The organism is Gemmatimonadota bacterium (genome assembly GCA_041390105.1).
Lineage (GTDB): Bacteria > Gemmatimonadota > Gemmatimonadetes > Longimicrobiales > Gaopeijiaceae > JAGQIF01.
Genome location: JAWKQO010000004.1, coordinates 477,982 through 498,957, shown reverse-complemented (window position 1 = coordinate 498,957; position 20,976 = coordinate 477,982). Strand labels below are relative to the sequence as shown.

The window sequence follows — 20,976 nt, the reverse complement described above, 5'->3', positions numbered from 1 at the left end:
GTTCTCCGTCCAAGGGGATGCACCACGTTGGACGAGACCACGGAGCCGCAGCGAGGGCCAGTCGGGAAAGTCCCGCGAGTGGCCGTCCGGCGTAGCGGCCCCGGGCGACCCGCCGCCACCGAGGCGATGGAGGCGCGAACTGTGGGCCGTCGAGGCGTTGCGTCAGCGGGTCGACCGCGGATCGCGCAGGATCACGCGGACCGCACCGTTTCGACCCTCCGACACCATTACGTGCCCGCTGCGTCCATACCAGAACGCCGATCCGTACGCGCGGGACAACGGCCCCCGCCCGTCCGACAAGCGGGTGACGATCTCCACGAGCGCGTCGGAACCAGGCCCCTCGGTGTACTCGAGACGGATGCTCGCCACGACGTCGTCGGAGTGGGATCGCTCCACGACCACCGAGTCCGCACCCGCGAAGGGACCGATCACGGCGGCGTGCACCAGAAAGGAGCGGCCGTCGCGGCGCTCGCTGGTCGCTAGCCCCTCCGGGATGGGCGCGCCCAGCTGTAGCACCGTTCCATCCTCGAGCAGGATCTCACGAGGCAGCGGCGCCTCCAGCGCCGCAGGTTGGTCGGTCGGTGCGTCGCACCCCACAGGTGCCAGACGCAGGGCGCGCGTCCAACGTTGGAGGTTGCCCACGTCACTGAACGTCCTCAGCGTACCCGTCCAGTCTGACCCGTCGCCCAGCAGCGTCGCGCTGGTTCCAGCAAAGCCGGTGGAGACGGTCAGCTGGAGCGTGTCCCCACGGACCCACCAGCCCGTCCATCTATGCGGAACCGGCAACACGTGCTCGGGAGTGCGCAGCCGGCGGCCCCCGGGCTCTCCCCAGGCAAACGAGTCCGCATCGAAGCGCACGCGCCTGGGCACGCTGTAGATGACGGAGTCGCCGGTCAGGTCGGGGCGGCGGGTCGGCAGACGCGGATCGCTGGGCACCTGCTCGACTGGCGCCCAGTCACCCAGCTCCACGTCGAAGCAGGATCCAGAGGTGGGCGCCTGCGCCAGGAGTCCGTCCGTGGTGCGCGGCAAGATCGACAGCACGACCAGCGCGGTCGCAGTGGCGGCACGTACGAAGGTCCAGGTGGTGCGGCCTCCTCGGTGTCGCCTCGTCCAGTGCATCGCACCTCTCGCGGAACGTGGCCGCTAGCCCGCCACGATCTGGAGCCGCGTGCCCACCATATCGGCCATGTGAAGGGTGGTCTCCAGGTCGGGATGGCGCAGGATCACCATGCCGTCGCCTTTGAGCACCTTGCGCCAGTCGTTGCGCGGCTGACCGATGGGGTTGAGGTCCAGCACACAGACATGCTGTCCGATCTCGGCCATGAGGGGCTCCAGTCCCTCGTAGCGTTGGATGCGTCCCTGGCCCACCGCCCGCTTGAAGATCCAGGCCGCGTTGTAGCGACGCTCGACCGGCTGCGTCCAGCGCCCGTGCACGATCGCTTCCGCCCACCCGGTATAGGTGTCGGTATCGGACGCGAAGTTGATCAGGTCCACCAGGTGGGCGCCGGGGGAGCGGGCGCCGATTTCCCCGAAGATCGCCTCGCCGCTGGGCGTCTTGTACCACTCCATGTGCGTATACCCGGTCTGAAAGCCCAGAGCCTCCAGCACGGCATGACCCATGATCCGCCCCGGCTCCAGCTCCGGGGCCTCCACGTCGCGAAGCGCGATCGTTTGCGGGCTGATCCACTCGTTCTCCTTCATGAGGAGCGCGCGTGGACGGTAGGTACCGATGTTGTAGTGCTGGATCTTCCCGTCCACGCACACGGTGTCGAAGGTCATGTCCTCGCCTTCGATGAACTCCTCCACGCTCACTTCCGTCACCGACCGCAGCGCGGGCAGCACCCGTTGCAGCTCTGCGTCCGACTCGACGCGGTAGGTGGCCTCCGAACCGGCCCCGGCGATGGGCTTCACGATGAGCGGGTAGCCGATGCGCTCGGCTGCGTCGCGCACTTCGGCGATGGTGGTCGCCGAGAAATGGTGTGGCGTGCGGATCCCGGCCTGGTCCAGCACGCGCTTCATGATCTCTTTGTCGCGGAAAGGGATGGTCTGTTCGACCGTGAGCCCCGGCAGTCCGAGCATCTCGCGGATGCGTGCAGCGAGGATCAGGTACGGTTCCCAGAGACACTCCACCCGATCGATGCGGGCACGGCGGGCGATCTCGGCCACCTGATCCAGGACCGCGGCCTCGTCGGTGAACGAGCGGACCTGCACATAGGCCGCCAGACTCGCGCGCGCGTTCTCGGGCAGGGCGGACTCGGACTGGTCCCCGAGACCGATGACCTGGGCGCCCACACGCGCCAGCCCGCGCGTGAAGAACTGCATCTCGTTGGGGAACCCCGGGGAGATCATGAGGACGTTCATGCGGCCTCCACCTCGACCCGGACCTGGGAGATGATCCGGGAGAGCGCGTCTTTGACCACCTGGGTCTCCGGGTGCCGGACGAGGATGTAGCCTTCGCCCTCGTAGGTGCCTGAGGCCTTCTGGCCTGGTTGCGGCAGGCGAGCCTCGCGGATGATCGGCCCGATTGCGTCCTGGATCCGGTCGAGGCCTCGCACCCGCGCGATGCGCACGCCCGAGCCCTGGGCGCGCAGGTAGGCGACCCCGGCCGCGTACTTGCGTTCGGGGGGCTGGAACTGGCCGAAGACCACGAGCCGCGCCCAGGCGGCGAACAGATCGAAGTCGTGCGCGTGCGAGATCAGGTTCACGAACCGGGCGCCGGGGGGGCGGGCACCGACCTCCGAGATGGCGACGCTTCCGTCGGGGCGTCGGAACCACTCCATGTGGCTCATCCCCGTATCCATGCCGAGCGCGGCCAGCGCGCCTCCCGCCACCTGGCGGATGCCGTCGTAGCGCGCGTCGTCGACTTCGCGGGGAAGAAGCACGCTCCATTGGATCCAGGGCTCGCGCAGCACCTCCAACGGCGAGGGCAGGTAGTGGTTGATCGAATGCCACACGATGTGGCCCCCGACCGCGACACTGTCGAAGGAGTGCTCCTCGCCCACCACGAACTCCTCCAGTAGGGCGGGTCTCTCGGGCGAGGGCGGCATCGCCCGCAGGCAGGCGTCGAGGTCGGTGGGTGTCTCGATCCGGAACGTGCTGCGCGCCCCGGACCCCGCCGGTGGCTTGACGATCAGAGGGAACCCCAGGTGGCGGGCCTCTTCGCGGGCCTGATCGGCGGTGTGGGCGAGTCCGTGGCGAGCGCAGGGCAGTCCGGCCGCGCGCAGCACCTCTTTCATGCGCGCCTTGTCCCTGAAGTTGCGCGCGGCCTCCGCCCGCATGCCCGGAAGCTCCAGGTGATCGCGGATCTCGGCCAACGGCACCTGCAGCTCCTCCAGGGCCCCCACCACCCGGTCCAGGGAGCCCCAACGTCCCCGGATGGCGTCGACCCCCTCGAGGATGGATGAGGCAACGAGGCCATCGCTCACCCGGTAGTGCGCGTCCAGGCGCGCGCGCAGCCCCTCCGGGACCCGGTCCAGGGGATCCTGGGAAACCAGCCCCGTACGCACCCCCGGGAGGGCGGCGACGGCGTCCAGGAAGCGGAGAGTGGTCTCCGCGAAGAAGGGGGCTACGAAGATGACGTTCCGCATGGCGCAAGGAGTATCGCCGTCCCGCCGGTCCGGGCCAAGCCGGTTCCGGAGGCCGCCAGCTTGTGGCCCCGAGGGGAGGGCCCCACCTTCCAGGGAGGACCGTCGGGGTCCTACGAGTTCGGTTTCATGGTCCTGCCCCGCTCGCGGTCCCATAGGCGTACCTCCGTACGGGGTCCGCTTCGCCCGCCCTTTGCCCCTTCTGGTCCGCCAGGTCACGGCGAACCGCCACCTCCGGCTGCGACCCGGCGTGGCCGGCCGGGGCTTGTCTTGGCCCTCCTGTCGGGGTGGGCGGGGGCCTTGTTCGGCCTCGTTCCCTGGCTCATCCGGCAGGCGTACGCCGGCGAGAGCCTCCCCGTGCTGAATGGCCTCATCAGCGGTCAGGCCGAGTTCCCGGTCGAGCACTACCTCTCCCTGTGGCTCCGATTCGCGATCGGCGCCGCCGTGCTGGGGACGAGCGTGGTCGTGTCGGCCTGGTGGGCCTGGCTGCATCCCCAGCGGGCGCGCGAGGCGCGGGACCGCGTCTTCCGGGCCGAGCCGGCGCTCAGCAGCGCCTCGGCGCTCGCGAACGCGCTCTGGATGGGGGCGGTGCTGGGGCTCCTGGAGGCCGGGCTCTGGTGGGTTCGCATCCGGGCGGACGGGGTCTTTTCCTCCGGCTCCGACTCGGACACACTTTGGCTGTCCCCGACCATCCAGGCGGGCTTCTTCGCCGTCTGCGTGGGGCTGTTGCTGCTTCTGGTCGGTGGACGGCCCCGCCGGCTGTCGCTTCGCACCGTGATCGTGATGACCGCGACCATCGGCATCTGGTCGGCACTCTCGCGACTGCGGCTGGGCCTGCACCCCCTCGCCACCTTCGTGCTGTGCCTGGGCTTCGGGGCCCAACTGGGGCGCATCGCCGCACGGGATCACCCGGGCTTCCGGAGCCTGGTGCGGCGGTCCTGGCCCTTCGTGGTCGCAACCGTGCTCACCGCGTTCGTCGTCCAGCACACGCTGCAGGAGCGTCGGATGGCGGCGTCGCTGGCGGCCCTGCCCGCCGCGCCGGCGGGCGCTCCCAACATCCTCCTGATCGTGCTGGATACGGTCCGGCAGCGCAGCCTCAGCCTCTACGGCTACGCGCGCCCCACCACGCCGCACCTCGAGGGGTTGGCCAGGCGCTCGCTGGTGTTCGACCAGGCGATCGCGTCCGCGCCCTGGACGCTGCCTTCGCACGCGAGCCTCTTCACCGGCCGCACGCCGTTCGAGCTCTCCGCCAACTGGGAGACGCCGCTGGACGCCCGGTTTCCCACGCTGGCGGAATACCTCTCCGAGCGGGGGTGGGCCACGGGTGGGTTCGTGGCCAACTATGCCTACACGACCCGTGCGTCCGGACTCGACCGAGGCTTCGGCACCTACCGGGACTACGAGTTGAAGCCGGCGCGCATGCTGCGGGCATCGGTGGCGCTGCGTCGGCTGGGACAGGTGCTGCCCATCCGCCGTCGCTGGGTGTCCCCGAGCCGCAAATTCGCAGCTTCCGTCAACGGAGAGCTCCTGGACTGGGTGGACGATCTGGAGGGTCGCCCCTGGTTCGCTTTCTTGAACTACTAGGATGCCCATTCCGCGTACGAGAACTTTCCGGAGGGCGAGACCTTCCCCCCGGAGCGCCCGTATGAGACCGTCGCTGGCCGACGGCCCGACCGCCGGGTCAGTCCCTCGCCGGCGGCCTGGAGGGCCATCGACGCGTACGAGAGCGGCATCGCCTACATGGACGGGCAGATCGGACGGCTGCTGAACGAGCTCGAGGCCCGCGGAGCGCTGGAGAACACGATCGTGGTGATCACCTCCGACCACGGCGAGCAGTTCTCGGAGCACGGGTTGAGCGGCCACTCCAACAGCCTCTACTCCGAGCTGGTGCGCGTGCCGCTGCTGATCTCCTGGCCCGGCCGGGTCCCCGAGGGCCAGCGCACGCCGGCGGCGGCGTCGCTCCGTTCCCTGCCGAGCACGCTGATCGAGCTGGCCGGCGTGGGGGATCGCCACCCGTTCCCGGCCCCCTCCCTGCGGCCCCTTTGGGAGCCCGCCGCGCCGGACGCGGAAGGACCGACGCCGTTCGAGCGGGCGACGGCCTTCGCCCAGGTGGACATCTCCGGCTTCCAGGAGCACCCGGGCCCCCTGGCCCGGGGACCTCTGCGGGCGGTGGTCCAGGGGCGTTGGCACTACATCCGGAACGGCGACGCGGTGGAGGAGCTGTTCGATACGGTCGCGGATCCGGAACAGGAGCGGAACCTGGCCGCCGATCCGGAGCACCTCCCGGTCCTCCGGCGCATGCGGGCCGCCCTCCGGGAAGCGGCCCTTTCTCCCTGAAGCCTGCCGCGCCGAGGCTTGGTAGCCTATACTGGCCTCCCTATGCACGTCGTCTTCATCGAACCCTCCTTCCCGAAGAACCAACGGGAATTCGTCCGCGCGCTCCATGCCGTGGGGGCGATGGTCACCGGTGTGGGCGAGTCTCCCAAAGAGGCGCTGGACGACGAGCTCCGGCGCTGGATGATCCACTACGAGCAGGTTCCCTCGGTCGTGGACCAGGGGCGCCTTCTGCAGGTCGTCCAATGGATCCAGGGGCGGCTCCCGGTGGACCGGCTGGAGACGACCGTGGAGGCACACGTGCTGGCTGCGGCACAGGTCCGCGAAGCGTGTGGGATCCCTGGGACCTCGGTGCGCACGGCTTGGTTGTGTCGGGACAAGCCCGCCATGAAGGAGGTGCTGCGCGAGGGTGGGGTCCGCTGTGCGGCCTCCATCGGGACGACCTCGGCGGACGAAGTGCGTGCCTTCGCCGAAGAGGTCGGGTTTCCCCTGATCCTCAAGCCCCGCGCCGCGGCGGGAGCATCCGGTACCTACCGCGCCGACGACGCCGAAGGCCTGGAGCGGGTGCTGGAGGAGACCGGGGTGGGGAGGGGCGCGGACGTGGCCGTGGAGGAGTTCATCGACGGACACGAAGGCTTCTACGACACGATCACGATCGGGGGCTCGGTCGCACACGAGTTCATCACCCACTACTACCCGAACGTGCTCGAAGCCATGCGCACGCGCTGGATCTCTCCGCAGTTCGTGACCACCAACCGCGTCGAGACCGCTCCGGCCTATCAGGAGATCCTGGAGATGGGGCGCAAGGTGATCCGGCTGTTGGGGATCGAAACCTCCGCCACACACATGGAGTGGTTCGCTGGCTCGAAGGGCCTGGTGTTCTCGGAGATCGGATGCCGTCCCCCCGGGGTGCGCGCCTGGGACCTCTACGCGGCTGCCAACGACCTCGACATCTACAAGGAGTGGGCGATGGCCGTGACGCACGGCCGTACGCTCAGTCGCGCTTCCAGGCGGTACGCCGCGGGCATGATCGCGCTCCGCCCGGAGCGGGACGGCACCATCGCCGGCTACGACGGACTGAACGAGATCGAGCGCCGATTCGGGGAGTGGATCCTCGATGTACACCTGCCGCCGGAGGGGACGCCCACGCAGCCCGTCTCCGCGGGATACATGGCCAATGCCTGGATCCGCATGCGTCATCCCGACTACGACGAGCTGCGCTCCATGTTGAACACGGTCGGGGAGACCGTGAAGGTGCGTGCGCGTTGAGACCCAAAGCCGCCCACGTCGTGTTGCTGGGCCCGCAGGACGAGCGGCCCAGCCTGGGCCGTTGGCTCGACGCCTTCGGGGTGCGGGGAGAGGTGGCCACCGTGACCGCCGGGTGGCAGGAGGGCGAGGCCGACGGAGCCCGACTGCGAACCCGGCTGGGGGACCGGGCCCGTGACCTGAGGCTCTATCAACGCGCCCTGCGCGTGTGGGAACGCGAGCCTGACCTGGCCGAGGCTCATCGCGAGATGCAGTTCCGCGTGCGCTTCCTGCGCCGCGCCTACAACGTGCGCCTGGCCCGGGTCATGGATGCCTGGATCCAGATCCGCACTCTCACCGGGGACGAAGTGGTGCTGGCTGGGGAACGCGATCACGCCCTGGCGCAGGTGCGCGAGTTGGACCGTCACAACGCGGACAGGGTCGCGGAGATCCGCGCGGAGTACAATGCGCGCTTCCAGCCGCTCCATCGCGTGAGCGTGCGGCGCGAGGTGGCGGATCTGGCCCGCATCCTGGATGGCGTGGGAGCCGTCCTGGTCGAAGGCGGTCACGTTCCCATCCTGCTCAATCGCCTGCGCTTGTTCGGGATGGAGGAACTGCTCGCGGGGAAGCTGATCCTGGCCGCCTCGGGCGGCGCCATGGCGCTGTCTTCGGAGATCGTGCTCTTCCACGATTCGCCGCCGCAGGGGCTGGGCCATCCGGAACTCTCCGAAGCCGGACTGGGGCTGTTTCCCGGCGTGGTGGCCCTGCCGCACGCAGGCCGGCGCATCCGCCTCGGGGATGCCGACCGGGTGCAGCGCATCGCGCGCCGCTTCGCGCCGTCGGTGTGTGTGCTGCTGGACGAGGACACGCACGCGGAGTGGGACGGCCGCTGGTGGGCTCCCAACGGCGCGCGACGCCTGCTGGAGGACGGCAGCGTGCAGAACTGGGAGGAGCGGACGTGAGCCGCATCGCTCCCATTCCCGGACTGGCCATCACCGGGCTGGTGGACGCGGCTCGCCATGGGCGTCCCGATGTGGACGGTTTCCTGGCAGGTCGGGAGTTCCCGCTGGTGGAGGGAGCCTACTGCACCTTCGTCTACCGGGGAGCGGCCGAGGACGTGCGCCTCCGCCACTGGATCTTCGGGCTGCCGACCTCGCAGCCGTTCGCACGGGTCCCAGGCAGCGACCTGTGGTTCTATACGTTGGAACTACCGGCCGGCTCGCGCGTCGAGTACAAGCTCGAGGTCACGGAGCACGGGCGCACGCATCTCATCCGCGATCCCCTCAACCCGAATCTGGCCCACGATCCGTTCGGAGCGAACTCCGTCTGCCAGGCGCAGGGCTACGAGGTGCCCGAGTGGACCCAATTGGACCCGTCCGCACCGGCGGGGACCTTGGAGGAGCGCCGCTTCCTCAGCCACTCCCTCGGCGGAGAGCGGGCGGTGACCGTGTACTATCCCGCCAGCTTTCGCCGTTCGCGGCGCTATCCCTTGTTGGTGGTGCACGACGGATCGGACTATGTGCGGTTCGCGTCGCTGAAGGTGGTGCTCGACAATCTCATCCACCGGCTCGAGATCCCCGCGCTGATCGTGGCGCTCACCGACCCTGGGGACCGTATGGCGGAATACCGCGCCGACGAGCGCCAGAGCCGTTTCATCGCCGATGAGCTGGTGCCACAGCTGGAGGCCGACCTGCCCTTGATCGGAACGCCGGAAGGCAGGGGCTTGATGGGCGCCAGCCTGGGTGCGGTGGCGACGCTCTCGACCGCGGCGGCGTTCCCGGGGGTATTCAGCCGTCTTCTGCTGCAATCCGGTTCCTTCGCCTTCTCGGACATCGGCGAGCACGACCGGGGGCCGGTGTTCGACCCCATCGCCGACTTCGTGAACGCCTACCGCGCGGATCCGCAGCCCGTGGCCGAGAAGGTGTACATGACCTGCGGAATCTACGAGTCGCTGATCTACGAGAACCGTTCGCTGGTTCCTGTTCTGCAGCGCAGCGGCATGGATGTCCGTTGGGCCGAGGCGCGGGACGGGCACAACTGGGAGAACTGGCGGGATCGTCTGCGCGAGGGCCTCTCGGTCCTCTTTCCTGGGCCCCTGTGGCTGGTCTATGAGTGACGGAGCGGGGAAGGCGGCTGCGCCTTCGAGACGCCGGAAGACGAGGAAACGATGGCCGAGGTAGTGCGCCGCATCGGACTTTCCCTCGGGGCCGACATCTGTTGGCCGATCGCCTACCAGGAGATCGTGAAGCAGCTCCAGCTCGCGATCCCTTATCACGGCGACACCGTGCGCTTCGAGGTCGAGCGCATGACCATCGAGCCCTTCGATCTGCGGCAACCGGCGCCCTACGACGTCGTGATCGACCGACTGACCCACTGGTACCGGGTCCGGCGCGAGTGGATCAAGAAGGCGATCCTCCTCGACGATGTCTACGTGTTCAACAATCCGTGGAGTGTGCAATCCATGGAGAAGTTGACCACGTATTGCGCCATGATCCGCCTCGGGTTCCCCATCCCCAAGACCTGGTTGGTGCCGCCCAAGTCGTACGAGCACGCGGACGACCTCCAGGTCACCCTGGAACGGTATGCCCGCTATTTCGACCTGGGCTCGATCGGGGAGGACCTGGGCTATCCGCTCTTCATGAAGCCGTACGATGGCGGCGCCTGGCGGGGGGTTTCCAAGATCGACGACGAGGAGGCCCTGCGCGCCGCCTACGAGGAGAGCGGCACGCTGGTCATGAACCTCCAGGAGGCCATCGAACCCTTCGACCGGTTCGTGCGTTGTGTGGGGCTGGGGCCGCAGACCCGGCTCATCCTGTATGATCCCGCGGCGCCCCTGCACGACCGCTACACCAGCGAGCAGGGGTTCGTCTCCGAGGAGGAAGCCAGCCTCATCCAGGACATGACCCTGGTCATCAATGCCTATTTCGGCTGGGACTTCAACTCCTGCGAAGTGCTCCGCAAAGACGGCCAGTGGTTCCCGATCGACTTCGCCAACCCGTGTCCCGACTCCCAGGTGACGTCCCTGCACTACCACTTCCCCTGGCTGATCGGTGCCAACATCCGCTGGTCGATCTTCGCCGCCACCACTGCGCGACGACTCAAGCCACTCACCTGGGAGAGGTTCACGATCGCAGCGGAGCCGGAGATGACCTTCCGCGAGAAGCTCGATCGCTACGTCGCGCTGGCCCATCAGCGGTTCGACACCGACCGGTTCGCCGAGTTCTGCGCCCGGCACCTGAGCCACCTCGACGAGGTTCTGCACGGTTTCTTCGGCACGGACGTGGCGAAAGAGGCGGTGCGCAAGAAGGTGCGGGCCCTGTTCCCCGAGCATGAAGTCGAAGAGTTCACCGAGTTGTTCTTCGCCCGCATCCAGCGGTGGCGGAGCGACAACCCCGTTCCTGGCCGCGCCTGAGCCTGGCTGACCCATGAAGCTCAAGACCGAGTGGATCTCAGACCGGCTGCGGCAGAAGGTCGCGGTGACGCGCTGGGGAGCGGTGGGCACGCCGCTGCTGGTGTTCCCGACCGCGGGTGGGGACGCGGAGGAGATCGAACGCTTTCTGATCATCGACACTTTGGCCGACTTCCTGGCCGAGGGCCGCATCAAGATCTACTCCTGCGACAGCGTGGCCGGCCGCATGATGCTGGGAAGGGAAGGGAGCCCGTCCGACCAGATGCGTGCGCTCGACCTGTTCCAGCAGTTCGTGCGCTGGGAACTGGTGCCCGCCATCCGCGCCGATTGTCAGGATCCCGAGATCGAGGTGGTTGCCACCGGCGCCTCGATCGGAGCGTTCAACGCCTTGGCCACGGTGTGCCGGTTTCCCGAGGTCTTTCGCTCGGCGCTCTGCATGAGCGGGACCTATGATCTTCGCCGTTTCCTCGACGGACGACCCAACGAGAATTTCTACTACGCCTCGCCGCTGCATTATCTGCCGGGCCTGGAGGGCCCCATCCTGGAGCGGCTCCGCTCCCGCTTCGTGCTGCTGGCCTCCGGCGAAGGCAAAGCGGAAGACATCGGGGAGTCCTGGCGCGTGGCCGACGCGTTGGGCCAGAAGGGGGTCCCCAACCGCGTGGACTCCTGGGGGGCCGAGTGGGACCACGATTGGCCCACCTGGCGCAACATGCTGCGCCGCTACGTGGACGAGCTGATCCCGGCGGTTCCTTCCGCCGGACAGGCGTAGGGCGCTTGCCGGGCCACCGGGCGGGGTGGTAGCGTTTCCATGTGCGAGATCTGACGCTTCGCCGTTGGTTGGCCTGGGTGATGCTGGGCTTGCTGGCTCAGTTCGGCCCGCTGGGACCCGGCCTCTTCCCCGAGTGCCTGGGGCACTCGGCAGCGGGTCGTGCCATGCAGGGTGCGCCCATGCCGGCGGAGGCTCCGGCGTCCGCCCACGGCGGACACCTGCCTCCGACCGAAGCGTCCGGACATGCGCTCCACGCGGGCATGGGCACCGAAGACGAAGGCCAGTCCGGGTGCTGTTCCGGCCTGTGCTGCTGCGACCTTGCCACGGGGATGCCCGCTCAAGCCACGCAGCTGGGTGTATCCCAGCGTGTGGCCACCGCGTGGGCGGTGTCGGCGCCTCGGCGCGCAGACGTCTCTCGCCTCGACCACCTCGGTCTCCCGTTCGCGACCGCTCCTCCCGCCTGAGTCGCGGCGCCCACAGCTCCTGAGCAATGCGGCTTGCCGGCGCGCCCCAGGGCGTGTCCGGGTCGACTTGCATCCTCGTTGCACCCCGGCGCCCTCGCATGCACTCAGACACCCGGGGGGCCCCTCCCGGCACGTGAACAACAATCCCTAGAGACCTGATACGATGATGATCCGAACCCGGGCGCGCCTGCTCCCCGCCACGCTTTTCGCGGCCTTCGCCGTGGTAGCCGCATGCTCCGACGAGCCTTCCACTCCCGCCGGACCGATCGACGTTTCGCTGCAGTTCGCCGCGGCGGTCAACGGCCAATCGTTCAACTGCGGGGCCAGCTTTACCAACGTGGGTGCCTCCCAGACCACCATCACGCCCGTCGACTTCCGCTTCTACGTGCATGACGTGGCCCTGCTGGACAGCAACGGGGCAGCCGTGCCCCTCACCCTGGAGCAGGATGGACTCTGGCAGCGCGAGAACCTCGCTTTGCTGGACTTCGAGAACGGGAGCGGACCCTGCGTGAACGGCACGGCAGCCACCAACACCACTGTGCGCGGCGAGGTACCTGCCGGTGATTACAGCGGCGTGCGGTTCACGCTCGGCGTTCCTTTCTCCATGAACCACCAGGACCAGACCACAGCCCAGGCGCCCCTCGATCTGACCGCGCTGTTCTGGTCATGGAACGGCGGATACAAGTTCGCGCGCATGGATCACACCTCCGCGGCCCAGCCGGATGGCTGGTTCGTGCACCTGGGCAGCACCGGCTGCTCGCCAGCGGGGACACCCACCACCCCGGCGACGGCCTGCAGCAACGAGCATCGCCTCACGGTGACCTTCAACGGGTTCGACTGGACCAGCAACCAGGTCGTTGCTGACTTGGGCGCGATCCTGTCGCAGAGTGACCTGACCCAGAACAGCGCGGCCAAGGGGTGCATGTCCTTCCCCGGAGATCCGGAGTGCCATGCGGTTCTTCCTGCACTGGGACTCGCCTATGAGGGCACGGCGGCGCAGCCGCAGCGTCTGTTCAGTGTCCGCTAGCGCCTTTCACGCCCTGAAGTGCGAGCGGAGCGGGAGGGTCGTGGCCTTGACTGCGGCCCTCGCGTCCGCCGCCTTCGGAGCGTGCGGGGGCGACGAGACGCTGGGGCCGCTGTTCGCGGAGCCTGGTCCGGACGTTGCGTTCGAGTGGGATCTGCCGGAGGGGTTTCCGGCCCCGCGGGTGCCGGCGGACAATCCCATGTCCGCCGGCAAGGTCGAGCTGGGTCGCCACCTCTTCTACGACACACGCCTGTCCGGGAACCAGACCCAGAGCTGCGCGTCGTGCCACGAGCAGGCACGGGCGTTCGCCGATCCCCGCTCGGTAGCGCTCGGGTCCACTGGGCAGGCGCATCCACGGAATTCGATGGCACTGGGGAATGTCGGGTATCAGCCCGTACTCACCTGGGCCAATCCCCTGCTGCACGACCTGGCCGCCCAGGCCCTCGTGCCGATGTTCGGCGACGATCCGGTCGAGTTGGGGATGAGCGGGCGGGAGGCCGAGCTGTTCGCTCGATTGCGCGCCGACACCGTCTACCAACGGCTGTTTGCGGCCTCCTATCCGGAAGACGCGGATCCGTTCACACTGGCCGCGATCACGCGTGCGATCGCGTCGTTCCAACGGACGCTCATCTCGGGGAACGCGCCCGTGGATCGAGCCCGGCGCGGCGACGCCACTGCCCTATCCGCCGAGGCCCAGGTGGGACAGGCGCTGTTCTTCAGTGAGCGGCTGGAGTGCTTTCACTGCCATGGGGGACTGTTCTTCACGGGAACCTCGGATTTCGAGGGAAAGAGCTCGCCGGAGATCGAGTTCCACAACACTGGCCTCTACAACCTGGACGGCAACGGAGCCTACCCCGAGCCCAATACCGGGCTCTTCAACTTCACGGGGCGTCCCGAGGACATGGGACGCTTCAAGGCTCCTTCGCTGCGCAACGTCGAGCTGACCGCGCCCTACATGCACGACGGGAGCATCGCCACACTGGACGAGGTGATCGATCACTATGCGGCGGGCGGGCGCACGATCTCGTCCGGTCCCTACGTGGGGGTGGGAAGCGCCAACCCGCACAAGAGCGGCTTCGTCAACGGGTTCACGCTAACGCCGGAGGAGCGGGCGGGCCTCAAGGCGTATCTGCGGGCGCTCACGGATGAGGACTTCGTGAGCGATCCCCGGTTCTCGGATCCGTGGGCGGCGCGGGGAGGGGTGGGGCGATGAGCAGGACCCGAACCGGCGTGCCCTGGCGCGTGCTCCTGTGTGGCTTGGGAGTGGCGGTGCTCTGCCCGACCGGGCTCACGGGTCAGGTACCGGACACCGCCGCCACCCGAGACACGACCGTCTACCTGATCGATCCCCTCCGGGTGACCGTGGAAAGGGAGCGTTCCGCACCGCCTCCGGTGGCGGCGACGGTGATCGCTCCTGAGCGCGTGCGGGGCACGCTGGCCCGCAACCCCTATCAGTTGCTGCGTCGCATCTCCAGCGTGGATGTCCACGACCAGGGGCAGGGACCCGGGTTCGCTTCGAACGTCGTCCTCCGGGGGTTCACCTCGGATCACTCGTCCGACGTGTTGTTGGTCGTCGACGGGGTACCGATCAACCTGCCCGCGCATGGACACGTGGAGGGGTTTGCCGACTGGAACCTGCTCTTCCCCCAGGCGGTCAGCTCGATGCGGTTGATCCACGGCGGAGCGAGCCCCTTATATGGGGACTTCGCATTGGCCGGCGTGGTGGAGGTGTTCACCCGCGCGGATGCGGAGGGGACGGAGGCGTCGCTCGAGACCACGTCGTTCGGTGACGTCCAGGGGAGCGCTCTGGTGGGCCGTCGCCACGAGGACGGGGGGTTCCTGGTGGGAGGAAGCGTCCAACGGGAAGACGGCTGGCGCGCGAACATGGACTACCGGTTGGCGAACGCCTTGGCGCGTGGCTGGCGGGCGCTGGGTACGGGCCGCTTGGAGGGCGGGCTTTCTCTCTACGGGACCACCTGGAACTCTCCGGGATTCGTGACCGTCCCCGCCTATAACGCCGAGGACGTTCGCTCCGCCGTCGATCCCAGCGATGGTGGTGATTCGCGACGGATCATCCTCCACGGTCGCTGGTCCCGCCCCGTGGGGGGAGCGCGGGTGATGCAGGCCACGGCCTGGGCCCAGGCTTCGGACTACTCACTGTATCTCCACATTCCCGGCCACGATCACGGCGGAGACGCCGGGACTGTGCTGCAGTCGGGCGAGTTCGACGAGCGCGTGGGCGGCGGAGGACAGGTAGAGCTGGGTTGGACCGGTGCGAGGGGCGATCTGGTGGTGGGTGCGTCGGGCCGGGCGGAGTCGGTAGGGTACCGTCATGCGTCCACGGTCCAGCGGGCCATCGCCCTGACCGAGACGGACCTGGACGCCACGTACCGTACCGCCGCGCTTTACACGAGGTGGCGGCGCACGATCGCCCAGCGGCTGGGCGTGGACCTGGGGGCGCGCGTGGATCGCTTCACCCACACGTCGCGCTCCAACCTCGATGCCGCCGCCGCTCTGGAGTCCTCCACACGAGCGATCGTGAGTCCCAAGCTGGGGCTCCGCTGGGCCTGGACTCCGCAACTCACGTTGAAAGCGGGCAGCAGCCGGGGCTTCCGCAGCCCGGTGGGCATCATCGGCGACCCGGCTCGGGAGCCCTACATCGCCTGGTCCCATGAAGTGGGCGCCGAGCTGCGAGGAGACCGCTTCGACGCGGGTATGTCCCTCTTCCGCATCGACGTGAGCAACGAGCGGCTCCTCGACCCGGTGACCCTGGAGGTCACGGACTCGGGCGGCAGCACCCGGCAGGGGATCGAGGCACAGGTGGGCTGGAGCCTTTCCGAAGAGGTGCGGCTCGATCTGGGCGTGACGTTGAACGACGCCCACCTGCACGGCGGGTACGTCGATCCCCACGAGGACCACGGCCATGAGGAGGCGCCGGCCGACGGCCCCAACACCGGTGACGATCCGGTGCCGGGGGTCTCGCGCTATCTGATGCGCGCCGGTGCCCAACTGCCTCTGCCGTGGGGGCTGCCGATGCGCATGTCGTGGCGCTTGGTCGGACCGCACACGCCGGTGGGGGAGCCCGAGGTGGAGACGCGGGCCTACTCGCTGCTGGACGTCGGCACTGAGTGGGAGTGGCGCCCTGGCGTGACGTTGGAGATGGAACTCTCAAACGTGGCCGACGTGCGCTACGTGGAGCTCCGCTCCTCTGGCTTCGTGACCCCGGGCGCCCCGCGCAGCCTCAGCGCACGCGTGCGGGTTGGAACCCATTGACCGCTGCTGCAACGGCCTCGGCGATCGCCGTGTCCGACGCGGAGCACACCACCGGAGTTGACCAATGAAAGGGAATCGGATCTTCGGCGCCCTCGCGTTCTGCGGAGTGGTCGCCGTAGCCAACGTGGGCGCCATTCGGCCCATGGAGTCCACCTGGCATCTGGCGCTGGTCAAGTCCGTTCCCGAGAAGGACGCCCGCGTCGAGTCCGTCTCGGAGATCCGCCTCGTCTTCAGCCAGGTTCCTCAGAAAAAGGCCACGTCGATTCGACTCCTGGATGGGGCGGGCAGCGTGATTCCGCTGGGGGAGGTGGCCGCCGACGCGACGGACGGCAAGGTGCAAGTGGCCACGGCCGACGCGGCGGTGCCCGCGGGTACCTACACGGTGGCCTGGCGCACCATGTCGGCGGACGGACACGTGGTGCGGGGAGAATACGGATTCAGCGTCGCCGCGGCGCGCTGAACGGTCGGAGCGCGCGCCGTGGACGCGACGCTCCTGGGACGGACCGTGGTGTTCTATGGCATCGTCCTGTGCGTGGGAGCCGTGTTCGGACGGCTCCTGCCTTCGCGCCTCGGAACGGATGAGGACCCGGACAGCCGCTCGGGCGAGCGCCTGGGCCGGCTGGGCGCGGGGGTCCTACTCCTCGGCCTGGCCGCTCTCTTTGCGAGCCAGCTACTCGAGTTCAGGGATCCTCTGGCTCCGCTGGCTGGCGAAGCCAGGATCCTCCTCGGCACCTCCTGGGGCCGAACCTGGCTGGCCGCGGGTGTTGGTGCGGGGGTGGCCTGCGCTTCCTTCTGGATGGCATCGGCCGGCCGCTCGCGCGCGTGGTTCATCGGAGCCGCGAGTGTCGTCCCGCTCGCTGCGTTCCCGGCCCTCTCCGGTCATGCGGTGGCGTCCGAAGACCTACAATGGATCGCGGTGACAGCCGATGGGCTCCATGTTCTGGCCGCTGGGGTGTGGATGGGTGGCCTCGCGTGGGTGCTGTGGCGGACGCGCGCGCTCCACGAACCGGCGCCGAGGGCTGTAACGCTCGTTCGCGCGTTCTCTCCCTGGGCCCGAGCTGGCGCGCTTGTGTTGGTGGTGACAGGCGGGTTCGCCGTCTGGCTTCACGTAGCGGATTTGAGTGCCCTACCAAGGTCGCCGTACGGACGGTGGCTGATCCTCAAGCTCACCCTCGTCGCCCTGACCATGAGCCTGGGCTGGTGGAACTGGCGGTGCGCGACGCCGCGTCTTGGGGGCACGGCCGCAGACGCCAGGGCGGCGCGGCGTTCCATGGTGCTGGAGTGGTGGGTGGGCTTTGCCCTGGTAATTGCGGTAACCGCTGCGCTGGTCAATACATCGCCGTCGTGACCGTCCGGGCCGGCGAGGCCGCCCGTTGTGCCTGACCGAAGGCGGACGAAGGCGGAGTTGACCTGCTCTATATTTAGGTTATCCTAAATATATCGGATCCCACGGGAGCATTCGCGCGCGCGGGGTCCGCCTGAAGAAAGGGTGTAGCACCAGCATGCAGTCACATCCACCGGTTTCCCCTGGCGAAGCCCTTCTCTGGTTCACGGCCGGGGCGCTGCTCTTGGCCGTGCTGTTCTGGCCGGGCAAGGGAGTCGTGGCCCGGCTGCGCCGAGCCTTCCGCTCCTCCGAGCGCGTCCGCATGGAGGACGCGCTCAAGCAACTGCTGGCGGCGGAGCGTCGCGATACCCGCCTCACCGTCGACGGCCTGGCGGGCGCCCTGGGCATCTCGCGCGCGCTGGCGGCGAACACGCTTCAGCACCTCTCCGAGCGTGATCTGGTCTCGTTGGATGATCCCGCGCCCGCGTTGACGGCCGACGGGCGCGAATACGCGCTGCGGGTCGTCCGCACGCACCGCCTCTGGGAACGGTATCTGGCGGATCGCACGGGCGTCCGACCCGAGGAATGGCACGCGGAGGCGGAGGAGGCGGAGCACACCCTGTCCCACCGGGAGGTGGAGACCCTTTCCCAGCGTCTGGGGCATCCTCTGTACGACCCCCACGGCGACCCGATCCCCCGGGGTGACGGGTCGCTGCCTCCGTTCCGGGCCACCACCCTGAACAGCGCGCCTGAAGGAAGCTCGGTGGCGATCACGCACATCGAGGACGAGCCGCCCGAAGTGTTCCGCACGTTGACGGCGATGGGCCTGGTGCCTTCCGCCCGTGTGGAGGTTCTGGCGCGCGGCACCCATGGTGTGAAGGTCCGCCTGGACGGTCAGGAGCGGGTGGTGCCACGGGTGGCGGCCGGTCAGGTCACCGTGCGTCCATTGGTCGAGGGGGAAGGCGTCCGGCGCTCGCTCCGCACGCTGGCGGAGGTTCCCCGCGGTGAGGTCGCCCGAGTGGTGGGGATCTCTCCCCTCTGTCAGGGGACGCAGCGTCGTCGCCTCCTGGACCTGGGGGTGGTGGCGGGCACCGAGATCCTGCCGGAGTTGGAGAGTGCCGGTGGGGATCCCGTAGCCTACCGCATCCGCGGTGCCCTCATCGCGCTCCGTCGGGATCAGGCCGCCTGGATCGAGGTGGAGGACACGCCCGCAGCTGCCGGCGCCGCTGGACGAGGTGCCGCGTGAGCGTCTTGGTCCCCGACCTGCCGGTGCGCCACGACCCGCATCGCGAGCGCAGCCTGGTGCGGCTCGGGTTGAAGCCGGACCGCTGGGACGTCCTGGTGGCGCTGGCCGGCAACCCCAACACGGGCAAGACCACCGTCTTCAATGCGCTGACGGGTCTTCGTCAGCATACCGGCAACTGGCCGGGCAAGACGGTGGTGCGCGCAGAAGGTGCCTTCCTGCACGATGGCCAGCGCGTCAAGGTGGTCGATCTGCCCGGGACCTACTCGCTACAGGCGGGCAGCGTGGACGAAGAGGTCGCGCGCGACTTCATCCTCTTCGGTCGGCCGGATGTCACGGTCGTGGTGGTCGACGCGACCCGCCTCGAGCGCAATCTCAACCTCGTGCTCCAGATCCTGGAGATCACGGACCGGGTCGTGGTCTGCCTCAACCTCATGGACGAGGCGCGCCGGCACGGCATCGCCATCGACGTGCAGCGCTTGTCCGACGCGCTGGGTGTGCCGGTGGTGGAGGCGGTGGCGCGCGAGAACCGAGGCATCGACGATGTGATCGCTACTGCGGTCAACGTGGCTCGCGGCACCATCCAGACGACGCCCTACCGGATCGCACGCCATCAGCCTGTGGTCGAGAACGCCATCTCCTCGCTGGCCGACACCCTGAAGCGCGCCTTTCCGTCGCTTCCCAACACGCGCTGGGTCGCGCTGCGCCTTCTCAACGCCGACGAGGCCGTGGAGGAGGCCGTCCGATCGGGCGAGCTGGCTCGCCTCTTCCAGGACGCTCCGGTCGGCGCGCCCGCCTCGGAGGAGGACCGGTCCGCGGTTCTGGAACGGGCCCGCGAGCTGCGTTGGGAGCTGCCACATGACTTCCATGACGCGCTCATGGAGCGCATCTACGGCGCTGCGCAGGAGATCGCCAATCGGGCGCAGACACGCGGCCTCAAGAAGGTTGGCTTCGACCTCGATCGCACGCTGGACCGACTGCTCACGAGCCGCTGGCTGGGCTTTCCCACCATGTTGGCCATGTTGGCTGCTGTCTTCTGGTTGACCGTGGCGGGCGCAAACGTTCCCTCGGCATTCCTGTCGCGCGTTCTCATCGACGGTGTGCACCCCTGGCTGAAGGGCATCGGCGCCAATGTGGGCATGCCATGGTGGGCAAGTGGCCTCCTGTTCGACGGCATGTACCTGTCGACCGCGTGGGTCGTCAGCGTGATGCTGCCTCCGATGGCCATCTTCTTCCCGTTGTTCACGCTGCTCGAGGACTTCGGCTATCTGCCACGGGTGGCGTTCAACCTGGACGGTCTGTTTCGCCGGGTGGGCGCCCACGGGAAACAGGCCTTGACCATGAGCATGGGCTTCGGCTGCAACGCCGCCGGCGTGGTGGCCACACGCATCATCGACAGCCCGCGCGAGCGCCTGATCGCCATCCTGACCAACAACTTCTCGCTGTGCAACGGGCGCTGGCCCACACAGATCCTGATCGCGTCTCTGTTCATCGGTGCCTTGGCCCCCCCGGCCCTCGCCGGGCTGGTAGCGGCAGCGGCCGTGGTCGGGGTGGCGATGCTGGGCATCGCCTCCATGCTGCTGGCCTCCTGGGGGCTCTCTCGCACTGTGCTGCGCGGAGAGGCGACCGCGTTCAGCCTCGAGCTGCCCCCGTACCGGCCCCCGCGCGTGCTCCAGACGCTGTACACGTCGCTCATCGATCGCACCCTCATCGTGCTGTGGCGAGCGGTGGTGTTCGCGCTTCCGGCGGGAGCCGTCATCTGGTTGGTCTCGAACATCCACGTCAGTGGGGTCAGTGTGGCGGAACACCTGATCGGATGGTTGAACCCGTTCGGTGTGCTGCTGGGACTGAACGGAGTGATCCTGCTCGCCTATGTGGTCGCCATTCCGGCCAACGAGATCGTGATCCCCACGGTGCTGATGTTGACCGTTCTGACCACGGGGCTGGTCGGTGTGGGCGCCGGCGCCGGCGTGATGTTCGAGATGGAATCGGCGGACGCGATGGGAGAGGTGCTGCGTGCCGGTGGCTGGACGCTGCTGACCGCGCTGTGTCTGATGCTGTTCAGCCTGCTGCACAACCCCTGCTCCACCACGATCTACACGATCTACAAGGAGACGGGCAGCACCAAATGGACGGCCGTGGCCACGCTGCTCCCCCTCGTCATGGGGTTCGTGGTGTGCTTCCTGGTTGCCCAGGTATGGCGCTTGGTGGGAGGGATCTAGCGACAGCGGCGCCTCCCCGAGGGGCATGTCCAGGCCGAGGCGCCTTTGCCGCCACGTAGACAGACCCTCTCTTCTACGCTGGAGG

At 68.5% G+C, this 20,976-nt stretch carries 16 protein-coding genes and 1 pseudogene; 14 read left to right on the top strand and 3 right to left on the bottom strand.

Annotated elements, in window-relative coordinates:
* Nucleotides 1-162: 162 nt before the first annotated feature.
* Genes R3E10_18625 through R3E10_18615 form a run of 3 tightly spaced genes read right to left on the bottom strand, consistent with a single transcriptional unit; the run spans nucleotide 163 to nucleotide 3,587 of the window.
* Entirely contained in the window at nucleotides 163-1,119 is a 957-nt protein-coding gene (locus R3E10_18625) for a hypothetical protein (protein MEZ4417778.1), read from the bottom strand.
* Nucleotides 1,120-1,143: 24 nt separating this feature from the next.
* The gene (locus R3E10_18620; protein ID MEZ4417777.1) at nucleotides 1,144-2,361 is read right to left on the bottom strand and encodes an ATP-grasp domain-containing protein; all 1,218 of its coding nucleotides are present in this window, start codon (nucleotides 2,359-2,361) and stop codon (nucleotides 1,144-1,146) included.
* Complete coding sequence (locus tag R3E10_18615) at nucleotides 2,358-3,587, bottom strand: ATP-grasp domain-containing protein (GenBank protein MEZ4417776.1); 1,230 nt, start codon at nucleotides 3,585-3,587, stop codon at nucleotides 2,358-2,360. The genes R3E10_18620 and R3E10_18615 overlap by 4 nt, the downstream gene beginning before the upstream one ends.
* A 126-nt stretch (nucleotides 3,588-3,713) precedes the next feature.
* Here R3E10_18615 and R3E10_18610 point away from each other — a divergent pair.
* From R3E10_18610 to feoB, 14 genes and pseudogenes are all read left to right on the top strand, one after another.
* Nucleotides 3,714-5,921, top strand: a pseudogene (locus R3E10_18610) (sulfatase).
* Nucleotides 5,922-5,963: 42 nt separating this feature from the next.
* Nucleotides 5,964-7,187, top strand: a complete 1,224-nt coding sequence (locus R3E10_18605; protein MEZ4417775.1) for an ATPase — start codon at nucleotides 5,964-5,966, stop codon at nucleotides 7,185-7,187.
* Complete coding sequence (locus tag R3E10_18600; protein MEZ4417774.1) at nucleotides 7,184-8,125, top strand: hypothetical protein; 942 nt, start codon at nucleotides 7,184-7,186, stop codon at nucleotides 8,123-8,125. The genes R3E10_18605 and R3E10_18600 overlap by 4 nt, the downstream gene beginning before the upstream one ends.
* Nucleotides 8,122-9,279, top strand: coding sequence for an alpha/beta hydrolase-fold protein (locus R3E10_18595; protein MEZ4417773.1), 1,158 nt, complete (start codon nucleotides 8,122-8,124; stop codon nucleotides 9,277-9,279). The genes R3E10_18600 and R3E10_18595 overlap by 4 nt, the downstream gene beginning before the upstream one ends.
* Nucleotides 9,280-9,330: 51 nt before the next feature.
* The gene (locus R3E10_18590; protein MEZ4417772.1) at nucleotides 9,331-10,575 is read left to right on the top strand and encodes a hypothetical protein; all 1,245 of its coding nucleotides are present in this window, start codon (nucleotides 9,331-9,333) and stop codon (nucleotides 10,573-10,575) included.
* Nucleotides 10,576-10,588: 13 nt separating this feature from the next.
* Nucleotides 10,589-11,341 carry an alpha/beta hydrolase-fold protein gene (locus R3E10_18585; GenBank protein MEZ4417771.1) on the top strand — a complete coding sequence of 251 codons (753 nt, stop codon included), beginning with the start codon at nucleotides 10,589-10,591 and terminating at the stop codon, nucleotides 11,339-11,341.
* 41 nt (nucleotides 11,342-11,382) lie between these two features.
* On the top strand, nucleotides 11,383-11,805 hold the full coding sequence (locus tag R3E10_18580; GenBank protein MEZ4417770.1) for a hypothetical protein: 423 nt from the start codon (nucleotides 11,383-11,385) through the stop codon (nucleotides 11,803-11,805).
* Nucleotides 11,806-11,968: 163 nt separating this feature from the next.
* Nucleotides 11,969-12,832, top strand: a complete 864-nt coding sequence (locus R3E10_18575; GenBank protein MEZ4417769.1) for a metallo-mystery pair system four-Cys motif protein — start codon at nucleotides 11,969-11,971, stop codon at nucleotides 12,830-12,832.
* Between the two features lie 40 nt (nucleotides 12,833-12,872).
* On the top strand, nucleotides 12,873-14,042 hold the full coding sequence (locus R3E10_18570; protein ID MEZ4417768.1) for a di-heme enzyme: 1,170 nt from the start codon (nucleotides 12,873-12,875) through the stop codon (nucleotides 14,040-14,042).
* The gene (locus R3E10_18565) at nucleotides 14,039-16,102 is read left to right on the top strand and encodes a TonB-dependent receptor (protein ID MEZ4417767.1); all 2,064 of its coding nucleotides are present in this window, start codon (nucleotides 14,039-14,041) and stop codon (nucleotides 16,100-16,102) included. The genes R3E10_18570 and R3E10_18565 overlap by 4 nt, the downstream gene beginning before the upstream one ends.
* A gap of 64 nt (nucleotides 16,103-16,166) precedes the next feature.
* The gene (locus tag R3E10_18560) at nucleotides 16,167-16,562 is read left to right on the top strand and encodes a copper resistance protein CopC (protein ID MEZ4417766.1); all 396 of its coding nucleotides are present in this window, start codon (nucleotides 16,167-16,169) and stop codon (nucleotides 16,560-16,562) included.
* Between the two features lie 18 nt (nucleotides 16,563-16,580).
* On the top strand, nucleotides 16,581-17,450 hold the full coding sequence (locus R3E10_18555) for a CopD family protein (GenBank protein MEZ4417765.1): 870 nt from the start codon (nucleotides 16,581-16,583) through the stop codon (nucleotides 17,448-17,450).
* Between the two features lie 154 nt (nucleotides 17,451-17,604).
* The gene (locus R3E10_18550) at nucleotides 17,605-18,672 is read left to right on the top strand and encodes a metal-dependent transcriptional regulator (protein ID MEZ4417764.1); all 1,068 of its coding nucleotides are present in this window, start codon (nucleotides 17,605-17,607) and stop codon (nucleotides 18,670-18,672) included.
* A 56-nt stretch (nucleotides 18,673-18,728) separates the two neighbouring features.
* Nucleotides 18,729-20,891, top strand: coding sequence for a ferrous iron transport protein B (gene feoB, locus R3E10_18545; protein MEZ4417763.1), 2,163 nt, complete (start codon nucleotides 18,729-18,731; stop codon nucleotides 20,889-20,891).
* The last annotated feature ends 85 nt before the right edge of the window (nucleotides 20,892-20,976 follow it).

Bases quoted from the DNA above. Each gene is read 5' to 3' on its own strand.
- R3E10_18615 (MEZ4417776.1), bottom strand. From the start codon at position 3,587: ATGCGGAACGTCATCTTCGTAGCCCCCTTCTTCGCGGAGACCACTCTC.
- R3E10_18560 (MEZ4417766.1), top strand. From the start codon at position 16,167: ATGAAAGGGAATCGGATCTTCGGCGCCCTCGCGTTCTGCGGAGTGGTC.
- R3E10_18590 (MEZ4417772.1), top strand. From the start codon at position 9,331: ATGGCCGAGGTAGTGCGCCGCATCGGACTTTCCCTCGGGGCCGACATC.
- R3E10_18565 (MEZ4417767.1), top strand. From the start codon at position 14,039: ATGAGCAGGACCCGAACCGGCGTGCCCTGGCGCGTGCTCCTGTGTGGC.
- R3E10_18575 (MEZ4417769.1), top strand. From the start codon at position 11,969: ATGATGATCCGAACCCGGGCGCGCCTGCTCCCCGCCACGCTTTTCGCG.
- R3E10_18620 (MEZ4417777.1), bottom strand. From the start codon at position 2,361: ATGAACGTCCTCATGATCTCCCCGGGGTTCCCCAACGAGATGCAGTTC.
- R3E10_18585 (MEZ4417771.1), top strand. From the start codon at position 10,589: ATGAAGCTCAAGACCGAGTGGATCTCAGACCGGCTGCGGCAGAAGGTC.
- R3E10_18605 (MEZ4417775.1), top strand. From the start codon at position 5,964: ATGCACGTCGTCTTCATCGAACCCTCCTTCCCGAAGAACCAACGGGAA.
- R3E10_18625 (MEZ4417778.1), bottom strand. From the start codon at position 1,119: ATGCACTGGACGAGGCGACACCGAGGAGGCCGCACCACCTGGACCTTC.
- R3E10_18550 (MEZ4417764.1), top strand. From the start codon at position 17,605: ATGCAGTCACATCCACCGGTTTCCCCTGGCGAAGCCCTTCTCTGGTTC.